This window comes from Christensenella tenuis (assembly GCF_014287795.1).
In the GTDB taxonomy this organism is placed as follows: domain Bacteria; phylum Bacillota; class Clostridia; order Christensenellales; family Christensenellaceae; genus Christensenella; species Christensenella tenuis.
Genome location: NZ_JACOON010000003.1, coordinates 267,616 through 280,674 on the forward strand (window position 1 = coordinate 267,616; position 13,059 = coordinate 280,674).

Here is a 13,059-nt window from a genome sequence, read left to right on the forward strand (position 1 = left end):
TGATGTATCTTGCGAATTTCGATAAGATAAAGTCATATATTTCATTCAGATAAGGTGGTTTTTTATGTTTCATATCCTCGTTGTGGACGACGATAAAAATACGCGGAAATTTTTTCAGGCTTTACTTGAATCAGAGGGATACACCGTATCGCTTGCCGAAAACGGAGAAGATGCAATGGAAGCAATGGAAAAAACGCATGTTGACCTTGTTGTACTGGATGTTATGATGCCCCGTATGGACGGTTATGAATTTACAGAAACGCTGCGCGAACTTCAAAACGATTTACCTATTTTGATGGTTTCCGCAAAACAGCTTCCCGCAGACCGAAAGCAGGGCTTTCTTTCCGGAACAGACGACTATATCACAAAACCTGTAGATGAAGAAGAGATGTTGCTGCGCATCAAGGCTTTGCTGCGGCGCTCCAAAATTGTAAGCGAGAAAAAAATTGTAGTCGGAGACGTTATCCTCGATTATACCGCTATGACTGTAACAGGCCACGGACAGACGCTTGAACTTCCGCAAAAAGAATTCTTGCTCTTATATAAGCTTCTCTCCTATCCCGGTCAGATATTTACCCGTATCCAGCTCATGGATGAAATCTGGGGGGTAGAAAGCAACACCGGTTGGGAGACCGTGACCGTCCATATAGGGCGATTGCGCAAACGCTTCGAGGATTGGCCGGAATTTGAAATTATATCGGTTCGTGGACTTGGATACAAGGCGGTGAAAAACGTATGAAAAAGAAAAAAAGACCCTCTCGCGTGCTATTCACCCTGCTATTTGTACTGGCCGTATTTGTCGTGCTTGTCATCACGATGTTCATTGTTGGGGTAATGATATTTTGGTTGGTAAGCGCAGGCGTCCTGCCTACCGATTCCCCGGAGAGCGCTTTACCAAATATACTGATACTTATTTTTGTCATTGCGAGTATCGTTGTCGGAACTTTTGTCTCTTTTCTTATAAGCAGGATTTCCCTGCGTCCCCTAAATCGGCTGATTGATGGCATGAACCAGCTTGCTTCCGGCAATTACACGACGCGTCTTTATTTTGGAGAATCCAGAACCGGAAAAGATTTGGCTGAGAGCTTTAACACGCTTGCAGTAGAGCTTCAAAATACAGAACTCCTGCGTTCTGATTTTGTAAACAGCTTTTCTCACGAATTCAAAACCCCTATCGTGTCGATTCTTGGCTTCGCCCGTCTTTTGAACCATAAGGCTATTTCTGGCGAACAAGCAAAGGAATATCTTGCCATTATAGAAGAAGAGGCCCGCCGTCTCTCCATTATGGCTACCAACGTGATGGATATGACAAAAATTGAAAACCAGAATATCCTAACCGACGTTACCAAGTTTAATCTTTCGGAGCAGCTCCGCACCTGTGTGCTTTTGCTCGAAAAAAAATGGTCGAAGAGAGAATTGTGCCTGAATCTTGATTTTGATGAATTTATGATTTCTGCAAACGAGGAAATGCTGAAATCAGTCTGGATAAATCTGCTTGATAACGCCATTAAGTTTACGCCCCAAGGCGGCAATATTTCGATTATAATTGATAGCAGCCTTGCAGATCTTATCACGGTAACGATTCAAAATACTGGTCCGGGCATTCCAGAGGCCGATAAGAAACGAATTTTCACTAAATTTTATCAGAGCGATACATCCCGTTCGGGCGATGGCATCGGCGTCGGCCTTGCTATCGCAAAAAAGGTAATAGACCTTCACCACGGGACCATTTCCGTAGAATGCGCAGACGGTTTGACCTCTTTTGCAGTAACGCTTTTGAAGCATATAAAATTAGAAAATTAGGCTGGGAAATCCCATGTGTTTTATCCTTAAACGGTTCACAGGGGGAATGTCGGGGAAATTTTGGGTATTATATTATTATAACCGTGCCGCGGCAGGGCGCACTCTCTATATTTGATGTACATAAGCTATATCAATCAATAAAAGGGTGTGCCCGAAAGGATAGCGCCCGCTTCGCGTTTCGCTTACGTTTGCATGAACCTTCGAAGGTTCGAATCTTCTGCATAAAAAAACCATTCCATGCGCTTTGCGCATAAAATGGTTTTTGGTGTGCCCGAAAGGATTCGAACCTTCGGCCTCAGGAGTCGGAGTCCTGCGCTCTATTTGTATTTCTATCTCCCAAATACCGCTTTGTTAAGCCATTTTCTTCGGTTTGTGTTCTCCTAAAATGCAATTTTTCTAACATTTTTCTAACACGGCAACACTTCATGCGCTCAATAGATCATTCAATGTATCCTCGGTTATACCCTCTTCAATAGTTTTACACATCATGGTAAAATCTTCAGTTGCAACATTATCATAGATATCGTCTTCCTCCAAATGAAGCCACTCTTTTACAGTTTCGAGCGTTTCTCCTTGTTTCAGCAAATCAAGTGCGCATTGTCTGAGAGCTTCCTTTTTACGCCCTTCACTATTTTCACCCAGAACGCCACCATTGATCTGATGCTCAAGGCTATCCGCCATTGTCGCTTTATCCTCGTAATCAACATGGGCATATATCTTTGCTGTAATGCCAAAATCACTATGCCCCAACCACTCTTGTAGTTGTCGCATGTTGAACCCTGCACGCAGTAAAAGTGTTGCACAAGTGTGCCTAAGATCGTGAAATCTGATTTTCCGCAAATGGTGTTTTTTTAAGAACTTAGGAAACATACTGTTCACATAATCCGGACAAATCAATGTGCCATCCACATTGACACACACATATCCGTCCCAAGTATAATCATATCCTTTTCCGAAAAACTTTTTGTTTTCTTTTTGTATTCTTTTAAGGCGTAACAGATATTGCCTGACTGATAAACTCATTGGGAGGGATCGGCTACTTCTTTTCGTTTTTAATTTTGATGATGCTTTTACTTGCCTACGGCCGTCACACCCTTTTATTTGCGTGACTTTATTTCTTATCGTAATCATATTCGCGTTAAAATCAACCGCATCCCATTTTAACCCTAATGCCTCTGAACGGCGTAATCCAAAGAAACTACACAGATATACCACTGTTTCGAGCTTATTTCCCGCAACCGTTTGAAGTAACTTTTTGAGTTCTGGCAAGCTATAATAATTTGCTGAATAAGGAATAGTCTGGGGCTTTTGCACTTCGTCAGTAACATTTTCAAAAATCACTTTCTTTTTGACTGCATAGGCCAATGTGCCTCTAATCACGACATAGTGCTTCGCAAGCGTATTCTCAGACAGTTTGCTTTCTTTCCGCTTGAATTTAAAATAATTTCGGATATCCTCACTCGTAAGCTCACTAATTTTTTTGCCCAATTTTGTGAAATAGGGTTTTAGATGAACCCGGGTAATAGACTCATACGCCATAACTGTCGCGTCAACATCTCCTTCATCAGATTTATAATCCATCCATATTTGCACCCAATCCAAAAAGTCGCCATCTTCGTAATGTTCGCCGCTTGAGTCCGGACGTAATACCAATATGTGATTTGTACGCAGGTAATTTCCATAGTCCTCATTCAGATTCGCGATGACCGCATCCGGCCCCTGTTTTTTAATTTCTTTCCGGATAATTTTTATGAATTCTTCTTCAATATTTCCCTCCGATAAGTTACATATACTTGTCAGAAGCGCCTCTGCTCTTTTTTTATTCCCTCTTTCCTTGAGAGTCGTATTGATCCAAGGCTGCTTGACTCTTTTTCCTCTACCATCGACCATATTCAGGATCACATAATACTCATTATTCTTAATATATAGGCTGCCTGTCATTTTATCCTCCTTTCAAAACAAGCAGTCCAGAAATATAACTATCTTCATTTTATATCAGGACTGCTGGCAGGCAAAATTTTCATTCATTTCTCTTTACATATTCAATAACTCCGATTTTAGGAATTTTATACTCTTTCCCTACTTTTTTATTGTATATCTCTTGATTCTTCAGCAACTTGTATGCGTAAGTGCGCCCAATATTCAGCATTTCCTGTAATTGGGATACAGTAACAATATCTGGATAATTGCGGAACATATTTTTTTCATTGATGTTTGCTGGTGACATTTTATCACCCCCTGAAGAATAAAATGAGCAGTGGGATTTAGATACATGGTTTTCTCTTCCCACTGCTCATCTCATATATTCAATTCGCTATTATTCGACACTACTCCCCATAGCGGAAAGGCAACCACTTGAACCGGCTTTGGCAAAGCCGTCATTGGGATCACACCACCCTGCTTCCGGCAGGGGCGCACTCTGGAACCTGATCTCGACTATGCGCAAGTATCATTATGTGCTGTATCAGTCTTGGCACGTTTCCTGCCGCGGAAACTCCCGGACGTTGACTTTCCCGCTCATACCTAATATGGTTTGGCAGTCCTCGCGTGTGCGTCCTTTGCTCGTGATACAACAAACGTATTCAAGCGATTGGATATGAGCCTTTTACTCTATCGGCTATTTATCAAGGTGCTTGAAAATAACTCCCTCTACTATCAGGAGAAAAATCATCCGAAAAATGACACCTTTACAATAATTTTTTCAGGTTTTTTAACGCTCTTTTGAGCGACTGTACGACTGTATTGGGTTTCACCCCTTCCTGCCTCGCGATCTCCGCTGCAGTAAGATGCAGAAAATATCTCGCGTACAGCCTGTTTGCCTGCTTACCCGGCAGCTCCAGCAACGCCGAATAAAGCGTTGTTCGGTTGAGCTTATGCATCAGAAGCTCTTCCGGTGATAGCGGCGGATAAAGAGCCGCTTTTTCAATACCATCGTCGCGGTCGAGAGAATAATATGCCTTGTGATACCGTATTTTGGCATTTTGCGCCCATACTTCACGCAGCGCATCGTCCATATCCTCCGCCACTTCATCCGACACAAAAACCCAAATGTCATGACTATAATAGGGATAGTATTTCCTCAAATTGATCCTTTTCATACCGATACCTCCATTTTGTAGTTTGTTTTTAAAGCATCTGTTCAAAATGGAGGTATGGAGGCGCCCTCGCCTTATAAAAAAGTACACAAAAAACATCTTCGCTATTTGAGAGCGCAAAGATGCTAAAATTTATGTATCTTTTTTTAAGTTATAACAATGATTCCAGTTTACTTCAGCGCTATATTTATGCGATATGCTATAGATGTACCTTATTAAATAAACATATTCTTTCTCTTACCTCTATTCTACAGGCACGGTTGCATATTGACAAAATTCCAGTATTTCTTCATCTGTATAAATTGATTTAATATACGCTTGATAAGCCCTGCCTTCGCTTACCCAATGTATGGAATAGCCATCAGATTTCCCTGTTTCGAAGTCTGCCCACTCTAAGAAAACATATTTGATTCCGTTATATTCGATCTCGCGTTCGCTTATCGCCCCACGCCCATAAAGACCATTCATCGCAACTTCCGGCTTCATTTCTCGGAACCATGTAAAGTTTGCATATTCAATCTGATTTTGGTTAACATAACAGTATGAAATATATGTTTTTTTTACTTGTATTTCTTCGAAATAAAGATTTTCCGGTACAGTTGCCGGTTTATATAGCTCGGATATCGACGCCAAATCAAAGTCATCATTTTTATTATTATTTTTGGCTTCCTTGATTGCGGCAATCAACATTTCATCACTATCGAAATAAGCAAGAGGCAGCAATCCTCCTCCCGTTTCCGGTTGGGATTCTTCCGAATACAGCGGCTGCGATTGAGAAGCAGTGGGATTAGATGAACTAACGCTGACTGATGGCTGTGGTGAACATGCTGTCAGCAACAGTAGCAGTAGTAATGCAAAAACACATAAAAGAACTTTGACAAATTTCATAGGTGTGGCCTCCTTATGGTGAATAGCAAATATTTATTCTACAGGCACAGTCTCTATCTGGCAAAACGCAAGGATTTCCTCATCTGTCCAGCCTGCCGGAATTGATGCGCCATAAGCCTTGTTATCATTGACCCAATGTATGGAATAGCCATCAGATTTCCCTGTTTCGAAGTCTGCCCACTCTAAGAAAACATATTTGATTCCGTTATATTCGATCTCGCGTTCGCTTATCGCCCCACGCCCATAAAGACCATTCATCGCCACCTCCGGCTTCATTTCTCGGAACCAATTAAAATTTGCATAATCAGTTTGTTCTTCATTAATGTAACTATAAAAAATATACGTCTTTTTAACAACTATGTTTTTAAACGACAAATCGTCTGGTATTGTCGCGGGCTTGTATAGCTCGGATATCGACGCCAAATCAAGGTCATCATTTTTGCTTGTATTATTTTTGGCTTCCTTGATTGCGGCAATCAACATTTCATCACTATCGAAATAAGCAGGAGGCATCAATCCTCCTCCTGTTTCCGGAGATGGAACTTCTGTGTCTTGTAAAGTTTTGGGGGAATCGGCTGTACTAATTAGACTACTGCTTGAAATTGGAGACACAGAAGTGCATCCTGCCAACAGTAAAGAAGCAAGAAAAATATATAAAGCGATTTTTATAGGTTTCATAAGCATTTTTTCCTCAATAGCTTCCGACTCCCGCATTTCTTTTTATCCTATACGTTTTCACAGCCTGCTTTTCTCTGCCGTGCAAAGCGTCTCTCCCCCATTATCTGCACCAGCATGGGCAGCAGGCAAAGAAGCGCATAGGCCGCATAGAATATGCCGGAAAGGGGCGTGATACGGTTCAGGATGATCTCCGGGTCATACAGAATGCACGTCTGGTCGAGCAGTATGCCCATCAGGAGAATGGCGGCGCAGCCGAACAGCACGAGCACGAAGCTCCTGTCCCGGTAGTCGAAGCGGTAAATGGAAAAGGCGGTGCGCCCCCGCAGGGTATAGCCCCGGCTTTTCATGGAGTCCGACGTGCCGATCATGCTCTCCATCGTCCATGTGATCACGATAGACGCGATGCGCATACCGTTTCGCATGCGGCGCAGGAGGCCCCCCTGCCCCGCTCCGCGTCCGATCGCCCGCTGGGCGGCGCCGATCTTCCGCGCACGTTCCTTCACGCGCGGCACCATGCGCAGCAGGATAGATAAAAACAGAGACAAACGGGGCGAAACGCGCCCGAAAAGATACACCACCTTGTCGCTCGAAACGACGGCGTTCATGCAGGAAAACCACATCAGCACCGACGCCGCCCGCGTTCCGATGACAAAGCCGGAGACAAGGGCCTCGAGGGTGAGCTGGTTGCCGATGAAATTGACGGCGAGGTTCGTGACCCCGAAGTGGTTGTAGCCCGAATAAAAAAGGGCGAACAGCACGATGAGCGGAATGAGCGCAAGGTTGAAGCAGACCGCCCTTTTCCCGTTCAGCTTGACCGAATAGGCAAAGGAGCAGGCATAGCCGATGGCAAGGAACACCGGCTGGTCGAACGAAATTGCCGAAGCGATGACGATACCAAAAAAGATGAAATTGACCGCCGGGTGCCATGAGTCGAAGCGCATGTTTACGCCTCCAGCATGCCGTATTTCCGCTTCACGCGGTCCAGCTTTTCAAACATCGGTTTTGAGACCAGAAGCAGGGTGAGCACCGTGGCCGAGGTGTGCACCGCGTTCACGGGCAGGCCCGAAAGATAGATGGCCGCCGCGCTTTCCGGCGTGATGACCGAGCTCATGGTAAACAGCGCGCAGGTGTCGAGCAGCGGCCCCACCACACACATCGTGACTACGCCCCCGAACACGCACAGCGGAAGCTTTTCCCTGCGCAGCAGGCCTTTCTGGTAAAACAACCCGGCAAGGAAGCCCGCCATACCGAACGCGAACATCTGCCACGGCGTCCACGCGCCCTGCCCGAAAATAAAATTGGAAACAAAGCCGGATACCGCACCCGTGAGGAAGCCCGCCTCCGCCCCGAACGCGATTCCTGTAATGATAATGACCGCGGTCATGGGCTTGAAATGGGGAAGCCAGATGAAAATAGCACGTGAGGCAACAGCGATGCCACACATCACGGCAAGGATGACGAGCTCCCGCGCCTGCGGTCTGCGCTTTTCAAACACGAGAAAAAAGGGGATCATCGTATAGATAATGATAAGCAGGCTCACGATATAAAAATTCCGGTCTCCGTAGCGCCAGCCAAACCATATCGTAAAAGGGATAGCGATCAGAATGATAAAAAATGAGAGTACCGTACGCCGCGAAAACTTTCGCTTTTCCGGCTGCTCCTCCCGTTTCTTTTTTCCGAGCGTGATATATTCTTCCATGTTAACCCTCCATCCTTTCTCCCAATATCCGTCCACAGCTTTTCCTTGCCCGCGCAAGGTATTTCTCCGGCGGTATGGGCGGCTCTTCATATTCATAATCCGGCTCGTTGAGCTTATCCCAGTCCACGGGCCAGCACGCCTCGAGCATCAGCGATCCGTCGAAATCCGTCTGCTCCACCGCCGCGAGGAACGCGGCCCAATCCACCGTCCCCTCATAGGGAAGCAGGTGCTCGTCCCGCCGTCCGCCGTTGTCATGCACATGCAGGGCAAATACCCGGTCTGAAAAATGCGAAAGCAGACTGAAATCGTTCGGCGCGGTCACATGATTATGCCCGGTATCAAAGCAGATACCGACAAACGGGTTTTCCCGCAGGGCGTCCACAATATGCACGAGCGCTTCGTTGTCCGCAAGGTTCTCGACGGCAAGGCGTATGCCGCTTTGTTCACACCGCTCCGCAATGCGCCGCATGCGCGCGAGGTATATGCTCCAGTTTCCGTTTTCGGGCACGTATTTCCCGAACGGGTGCAGCACCGCCGTCTTGATTCCCGCGTCCGCCGCCTGCGCCGCGCTCTGCGCATAGCGCGCGCACAGCGCATCTCCCTCTTCTCCGGGAAACCACAGAGCGTCGCACCCGAAATAGGGAAGATGCGTGTGCTCGAGGAAAAGCCCCGCCCGCTCCGCGAGCCGGAAATGCTCCTCCTTGCGCCCGTCCGTTCCGGCAAACGTATCGTCCCACCATGTGCAGATGGTCTGAAAGCCCGCCTCCGCGATGAGCGCGAGCTTTCGCTCAAACGGCAGAGTGAACCCGAACCACGTATACGTTCCGCACCGCTTCAGTTTTGTTTGTTGATCCGGCATAGCTCGATCACGTCCCCGTTCGTCACCGCATTTTTGAACATATGGCGGCTCATGCGGTTCGCCGCCGTTGTATAAAAGCTGTTCTGCGAAAAAAAGCGCGCGGGCGTGTTCGTCGTCACCACGCCGCCGTCGAAAAACATGGAAACGCTGTCCGCATACTGCGCGCAGAATTCCACGTCGTGCGACACCATGAGGACCGTCGCTCCCTTTGCTTTCAGCCTGTCTAAAATTTCCGCCAGCTTTTGCTTGTAAAAGTTATCGATGCCCTTTGTGGGCTCGTCGAGAAGCAGGATACGCGGCCTGCACAGCAGCACCTTCGCAAGCGCCGCCCGCTGCTGCTCTCCGCCCGAAAGATCGTAGGGGTGGGAGGAAAGCAGCCCCATTACCTCACAGTCCCGCGCCACCCCGTTGATGAGCTCCTCTTTTTCTCCGATGCTCCCCGGAACGTCCGCGAGCATCTCTACAAGGTCCTCCTCCACCGTTTTTTTGACGAACAGGCTCTGCGGGTCCTGCGGCAGCATGGCAAGGTTGCCGCGGAACAGCTCTTCCGCCTTATATTTTTCGATCCGCTTTCCATCGATCATCACCTTGCCCCGGTAGGGCCTGCATATCCCGCACACCGTTTTCAGCATGGTGGATTTTCCCGTGCCGTTCCCACCTACCACGGCGAACAGAGTTCCCTTCGGCACGGAAAGGCTTGTGCCGCGCAGCACGTCCGGCGCGTCCTTTTCATAGCGGAACCACACCTCTTTGAGCGCAACGGCGGCGTCCTTTGCCTCCGGCTCCTCTGTCTCCCCGGGATCGGGCAGGCTGTCCTGCCTGATCTTCGTGTCTTTCAGTTCCTCCGAGAGCCACCTGCGCCCCTCGCGTACCGTGAGCGGGCAATCAAGGCTGCTCCCCACACCGTAAAAAATGCGCATGGGCGACGGGAGCGCGGCCGCCATGTCGCTTTGTTCCGCATGCAGCCGCTGCCCGATGCGGCGGGGCGTGTCCTCCGCCAAAACTTTCCCGTTTTCCATCACGATCACCCGGTCCGCACTGGGGAACACCTCCTCCAGCCGGTGCTCGGACAGAATGACCGTCGTTCCGAGCTCGAGGTTTATTTTGCGCACCGTATTGAGGAAATCCGCTGCGGCAATGGGGTCGAGCTGGCTCGTCGGCTCGTCGAGGATGAGCGCGTCCGGCTGCATCGCCATGATGGACGCGAGGTTCAAAAGCTGCTTCTGCCCGCCCGAAAGCTCTGCCACATTCCGGTGAAACCACGTTCCGATGCCGAAATAGTTCGCCATTTCCGCCACGCGCAGGCGCATGGTCTTCTGGTCGCACCCGAGGCTCTCCAGCCCGAACGCCAGCTCGTGCCACACCTTATCTGTCACGATCTGACTGTCCGGGTCCTGCATGACATACCCGATGCGCGCGCTCTGCTCGCGCAGGCTCACAGTATCGAGCAGCTGCCCGTCAAATAAAATACGGCCCGTGCGCTTCCCATGTGGGGTCAGCACGGTTTTCAGGTGCCGCATCAGCGTCGTTTTGCCGCTTCCGCTCTTTCCGCACAGGGTGACGTATTCCCCCTTTTCAATGCTGATGCTCACGCCGGAAAGCGCCTCTTTTTTCGCCTCCGGGTAAGTAAACGTCAAATCCTCGACCGCAAAATGCGCCATGTGATACCCTCCCCTATTTGAATCGCGGCGGGAACCGCCAAAAATATCCCGTAGAAAACCGACCCGAGCGCCGTTGCCGGGCCCTGCGCCCAGAAAATACCGGGCAGGAACACTGCCTCCGTTCCGCCCCGCAGCATACATGCGGCGAGCCCCGCCGCACACACCGCGAGCAGCGTCAGGACCACTCCGTCCCGGCGGGAAAGCCGATAGATGGAAAAATTCGTCCGCGGCCCGCTGCCGTATCCCCGGCTCTTCATGGAGTCCGCCGTGACCGCCGCGCCCTCGAGCGACCACGACGTGAGCACGGACAGAACCGCCATGCCGCTTTCAAGCCGCTCCCGCTTCGTTCCGTTTTCCGCCGATTTCCCGATACACCGCCGCGCCCCGCCGATAACCCGTATTTTTTCCTCATAATGTGGTACAAAGCGCAGCACCATACACAGAACCAGCGAAAGCGCAGGAACAAATTTCCCGAACAGGTAGGTGAACTTATCGCTCGTCATGATCTCATTATAACACGCGAACCACAGAATGACCGTCAGGAACATCCCACCCGTCGCAAGCCCGTACAAAAGCGCTTCCAGCGTGAACGGCCTCCCCCACATCCACATGAACAGCACCGTCTCCCCATACGGGTTGAACAGCGGGTTCAGAAGCGATACTGTTGCCACCAACACCAGCATACCCAGCAAAAGGCGCACGCCGCGCCGTCCCTTGAAGAGAAAATAGCTCGTACAGGACAGCCCGACGGACAGAAGCAAAAAAGCGGGATGCACAAAAAACATTCCGAACAGGATCGCGCCCGCAAAAAATATGAAATTGACCGCCGGATGATATCCCCCGAAGCCCTGCTCCATTTTTAACCTCCTAATTATCCTACTCACTCCATTATTTATAACTATTTCTATTGATATATAGGGAGTAGTCATTAGTATTCACATGCATAACTCCATACGATAGCGTCGCCGGATTTTACAGCATAGGAAGAGCATCCATAGTTTGGAGACCATCCATTCACTTCATATTGCCAACCGGACTGTTTCCCGCAGTCAAATTCATAAAGATTGTTGATTCCCTCAACATAGTAGCTATCATATAATGGAACCCATGCGTACTCAAGCTGGATATCAGCATTTTCGCACACGCGAACAAGGATATCAAACACCGTTTCCCCCTCTTCGAATTCAATCGAAGTCGCATTGAGAATTGTACCGTCTTGCGGGACATATTTGTTTTTTCCTTCTTTCAGATCATCCATATTTTCAAGTATTTCATCGCAGCGAATTATAATGGAGCATACGTTGTCATTGGATGAGTCGTCGCTATATTGTTGTCCTAATGCAGCTTTCGATGCTTCTTCCCGTTCTTCTAAAATTTGATTTAGCTGCTCATTTGTGAAGCATAAGGGTTTTGCCTGTCCGGCCGCAATTGCTTTCCGGATGATAAAATCATTCAACTCTGCAGCAGAAAGATTTATAACAGACGAAGGCTGACTATCAGCATAGAAAGAAGTTCCCTGTCCAGCTGATATTTTCATTCCTTTGGCAGCTATCTCATTTTCATAAACATATACGTTTGCACTGCCAGCCGGCGCACTCACAGAGAAAACTCCGGATAAGGCGGATATATCCACTTTAAGTTCCGTGAGTTTTATAGTAAATGCACTGTCCGCATTTACAAAAATCTCACCGTGCATTAACTCTACGGCTAATTCGTCTCCGCTAACATACAGCGCCTCGGTATTTTGGCCAAGACTAACCGTTCCTCCTCCGAGAATAAGGTCTACCGACGATCCGTTTGTGGTCTCTATAAGATCTCCTTCCCGCAACTTCATTCCGTCTTCAAGCGAGTAGGCTACCCCGCCTCGTTGGATACTTACACTGCCGATCACATTCTCGGCCATTACCGCATCGGTTCCTATTCCAAAACCAAACCAACCCTGTAAATTACCTGCAAGCATAATTGCTGCAATCACAATTATGGCAGCCACAACTATCATGATGATATTAAAAATTCTTTTTCGTTTTCTTTTTTTCACATTTTCCATGTTTCTTCTTTTCCTTTGAAGGCTTTAACCCTGCCGCTCTTAACGCAGACGGCCAATTTTTAAATCTCAACCGCAAAAATATATGGTAGGCTGGAAATATCTCTCGGCGTGTTGGATTTCTTCCAAGCTCTTCTGCACGATCACGTAAAATTTGCAAGAGCGCTTCATCGCTCATCCTATTATATAATGGCATATAGCGGTGAACACATGCGCTCCTGTAACGGCAATATTGTTCCGCACGTTTTTGATCCATATTGCGGAACGCCCCTAAGGTTTCCATTTTTTTCCATTTCTCGGCTTCCAGCCTGCATGCTTCAAATAAATCCATC

General features: G+C 48.1%; 14 protein-coding genes. 2 read left to right on the forward strand and 12 right to left on the reverse strand.

What is annotated here, in order from left to right; all coding sequences use genetic code 11:
- Positions 1 to 64 precede the first annotated feature (64 nt).
- Together H8S18_RS07190 and H8S18_RS07195 are read left to right on the forward strand one after the other, a co-directional pair.
- The gene (locus H8S18_RS07190) at positions 65 to 739 is read left to right on the forward strand and encodes a response regulator transcription factor (RefSeq protein ID WP_186857636.1); all 675 of its coding nucleotides are present in this window, start codon (positions 65 to 67) and stop codon (positions 737 to 739) included.
- A complete protein-coding gene (locus H8S18_RS07195; RefSeq protein WP_186857637.1) occupies positions 736 to 1,803 on the forward strand; it encodes a HAMP domain-containing sensor histidine kinase in 1,068 nt (355 codons plus the stop codon). Before H8S18_RS07190 ends, H8S18_RS07195 begins: the two co-directional genes overlap by 4 nt.
- 423 nt (positions 1,804 to 2,226) lie before the next feature.
- Here H8S18_RS07195 and H8S18_RS07200 read toward each other — a convergent pair whose 3' ends face one another.
- From H8S18_RS07200 to H8S18_RS07255, 12 genes are all read right to left on the reverse strand, one after another.
- Positions 2,227 to 3,744: a tyrosine-type recombinase/integrase gene (locus H8S18_RS07200; protein WP_186857638.1), complete on the reverse strand. Its 1,518-nt coding sequence runs from the start codon at positions 3,742 to 3,744 to the stop codon at positions 2,227 to 2,229.
- 79 nt (positions 3,745 to 3,823) lie between these two features.
- Positions 3,824 to 4,030 carry a helix-turn-helix domain-containing protein gene (locus tag H8S18_RS07205; RefSeq protein WP_186857639.1) on the reverse strand — a complete coding sequence of 69 codons (207 nt, stop codon included), beginning with the start codon at positions 4,028 to 4,030 and terminating at the stop codon, positions 3,824 to 3,826.
- A 460-nt stretch (positions 4,031 to 4,490) separates the two neighbouring features.
- Positions 4,491 to 4,901, reverse strand: coding sequence for a sigma-70 family RNA polymerase sigma factor (locus H8S18_RS07210; RefSeq protein WP_186857640.1), 411 nt, complete (start codon positions 4,899 to 4,901; stop codon positions 4,491 to 4,493).
- A gap of 240 nt (positions 4,902 to 5,141) precedes the next feature.
- Positions 5,142 to 5,786, reverse strand: coding sequence for a hypothetical protein (locus H8S18_RS07215; RefSeq protein ID WP_186857641.1), 645 nt, complete (start codon positions 5,784 to 5,786; stop codon positions 5,142 to 5,144).
- Positions 5,787 to 5,819: 33 nt separating this feature from the next.
- Entirely contained in the window at positions 5,820 to 6,500 is a 681-nt protein-coding gene (locus H8S18_RS07220; protein WP_186857642.1) for a hypothetical protein, read from the reverse strand.
- An 11-nt stretch (positions 6,501 to 6,511) separates the two neighbouring features.
- The gene (locus H8S18_RS07225; protein ID WP_186857643.1) at positions 6,512 to 7,405 is read right to left on the reverse strand and encodes an energy-coupling factor transporter transmembrane component T; all 894 of its coding nucleotides are present in this window, start codon (positions 7,403 to 7,405) and stop codon (positions 6,512 to 6,514) included.
- Between the two features lie 2 nt (positions 7,406 to 7,407).
- Positions 7,408 to 8,163 (reverse strand): ECF transporter S component, encoded by a 756-nt coding sequence (locus H8S18_RS07230; protein ID WP_186857644.1) that lies wholly within the window; start codon positions 8,161 to 8,163, stop codon positions 7,408 to 7,410.
- A gap of 1 nt (position 8,164) precedes the next feature.
- Positions 8,165 to 9,022 carry a sugar phosphate isomerase/epimerase family protein gene (locus tag H8S18_RS07235; protein WP_186857645.1) on the reverse strand — a complete coding sequence of 286 codons (858 nt, stop codon included), beginning with the start codon at positions 9,020 to 9,022 and terminating at the stop codon, positions 8,165 to 8,167.
- Positions 8,998 to 10,683 carry an ABC transporter ATP-binding protein gene (locus tag H8S18_RS07240; protein WP_186857646.1) on the reverse strand — a complete coding sequence of 562 codons (1,686 nt, stop codon included), beginning with the start codon at positions 10,681 to 10,683 and terminating at the stop codon, positions 8,998 to 9,000. The genes H8S18_RS07235 and H8S18_RS07240 overlap by 25 nt, the downstream gene beginning before the upstream one ends.
- Positions 10,656 to 11,540, reverse strand: a complete 885-nt coding sequence (locus H8S18_RS07245) for an energy-coupling factor transporter transmembrane component T (RefSeq protein WP_186857647.1) — start codon at positions 11,538 to 11,540, stop codon at positions 10,656 to 10,658. Before H8S18_RS07245 ends, H8S18_RS07240 begins: the two co-directional genes overlap by 28 nt.
- A gap of 71 nt (positions 11,541 to 11,611) precedes the next feature.
- Complete coding sequence (locus H8S18_RS07250) at positions 11,612 to 12,730, reverse strand: DUF4430 domain-containing protein (protein WP_186857648.1); 1,119 nt, start codon at positions 12,728 to 12,730, stop codon at positions 11,612 to 11,614.
- Positions 12,690 to 13,058 (reverse strand): homing endonuclease associated repeat-containing protein, encoded by a 369-nt coding sequence (locus H8S18_RS07255; RefSeq protein WP_186857649.1) that lies wholly within the window; start codon positions 13,056 to 13,058, stop codon positions 12,690 to 12,692. The genes H8S18_RS07250 and H8S18_RS07255 overlap by 41 nt, the downstream gene beginning before the upstream one ends.
- Between the last annotated feature and the right edge of the window lies 1 nt (position 13,059).

Coding starts and splice junctions, on each gene's coding strand:
- H8S18_RS07210 (WP_186857640.1), bottom strand. CDS start 4,901: ATGAAAAGGATCAATTTGAGGAAATACTATCCCTATTATAGTCATGAC.
- H8S18_RS07235 (WP_186857645.1), bottom strand. CDS start 9,022: ATGCCGGATCAACAAACAAAACTGAAGCGGTGCGGAACGTATACGTGG.
- H8S18_RS07190 (WP_186857636.1), top strand. CDS start 65: ATGTTTCATATCCTCGTTGTGGACGACGATAAAAATACGCGGAAATTT.
- H8S18_RS07205 (WP_186857639.1), bottom strand. CDS start 4,030: ATGTCACCAGCAAACATCAATGAAAAAAATATGTTCCGCAATTATCCA.
- H8S18_RS07255 (WP_186857649.1), bottom strand. CDS start 13,058: ATGGATTTATTTGAAGCATGCAGGCTGGAAGCCGAGAAATGGAAAAAA.
- H8S18_RS07220 (WP_186857642.1), bottom strand. CDS start 6,500: ATGCGGGAGTCGGAAGCTATTGAGGAAAAAATGCTTATGAAACCTATA.
- H8S18_RS07230 (WP_186857644.1), bottom strand. CDS start 8,163: ATGGAAGAATATATCACGCTCGGAAAAAAGAAACGGGAGGAGCAGCCG.
- H8S18_RS07215 (WP_186857641.1), bottom strand. CDS start 5,786: ATGAAATTTGTCAAAGTTCTTTTATGTGTTTTTGCATTACTACTGCTA.
- H8S18_RS07240 (WP_186857646.1), bottom strand. CDS start 10,683: ATGGCGCATTTTGCGGTCGAGGATTTGACGTTTACTTACCCGGAGGCG.
- H8S18_RS07200 (WP_186857638.1), bottom strand. CDS start 3,744: ATGACAGGCAGCCTATATATTAAGAATAATGAGTATTATGTGATCCTG.
- H8S18_RS07195 (WP_186857637.1), top strand. CDS start 736: ATGAAAAAGAAAAAAAGACCCTCTCGCGTGCTATTCACCCTGCTATTT.
- H8S18_RS07225 (WP_186857643.1), bottom strand. CDS start 7,405: ATGCGCTTCGACTCATGGCACCCGGCGGTCAATTTCATCTTTTTTGGT.
- H8S18_RS07250 (WP_186857648.1), bottom strand. CDS start 12,730: ATGGAAAATGTGAAAAAAAGAAAACGAAAAAGAATTTTTAATATCATC.
- H8S18_RS07245 (WP_186857647.1), bottom strand. CDS start 11,540: ATGGAGCAGGGCTTCGGGGGATATCATCCGGCGGTCAATTTCATATTT.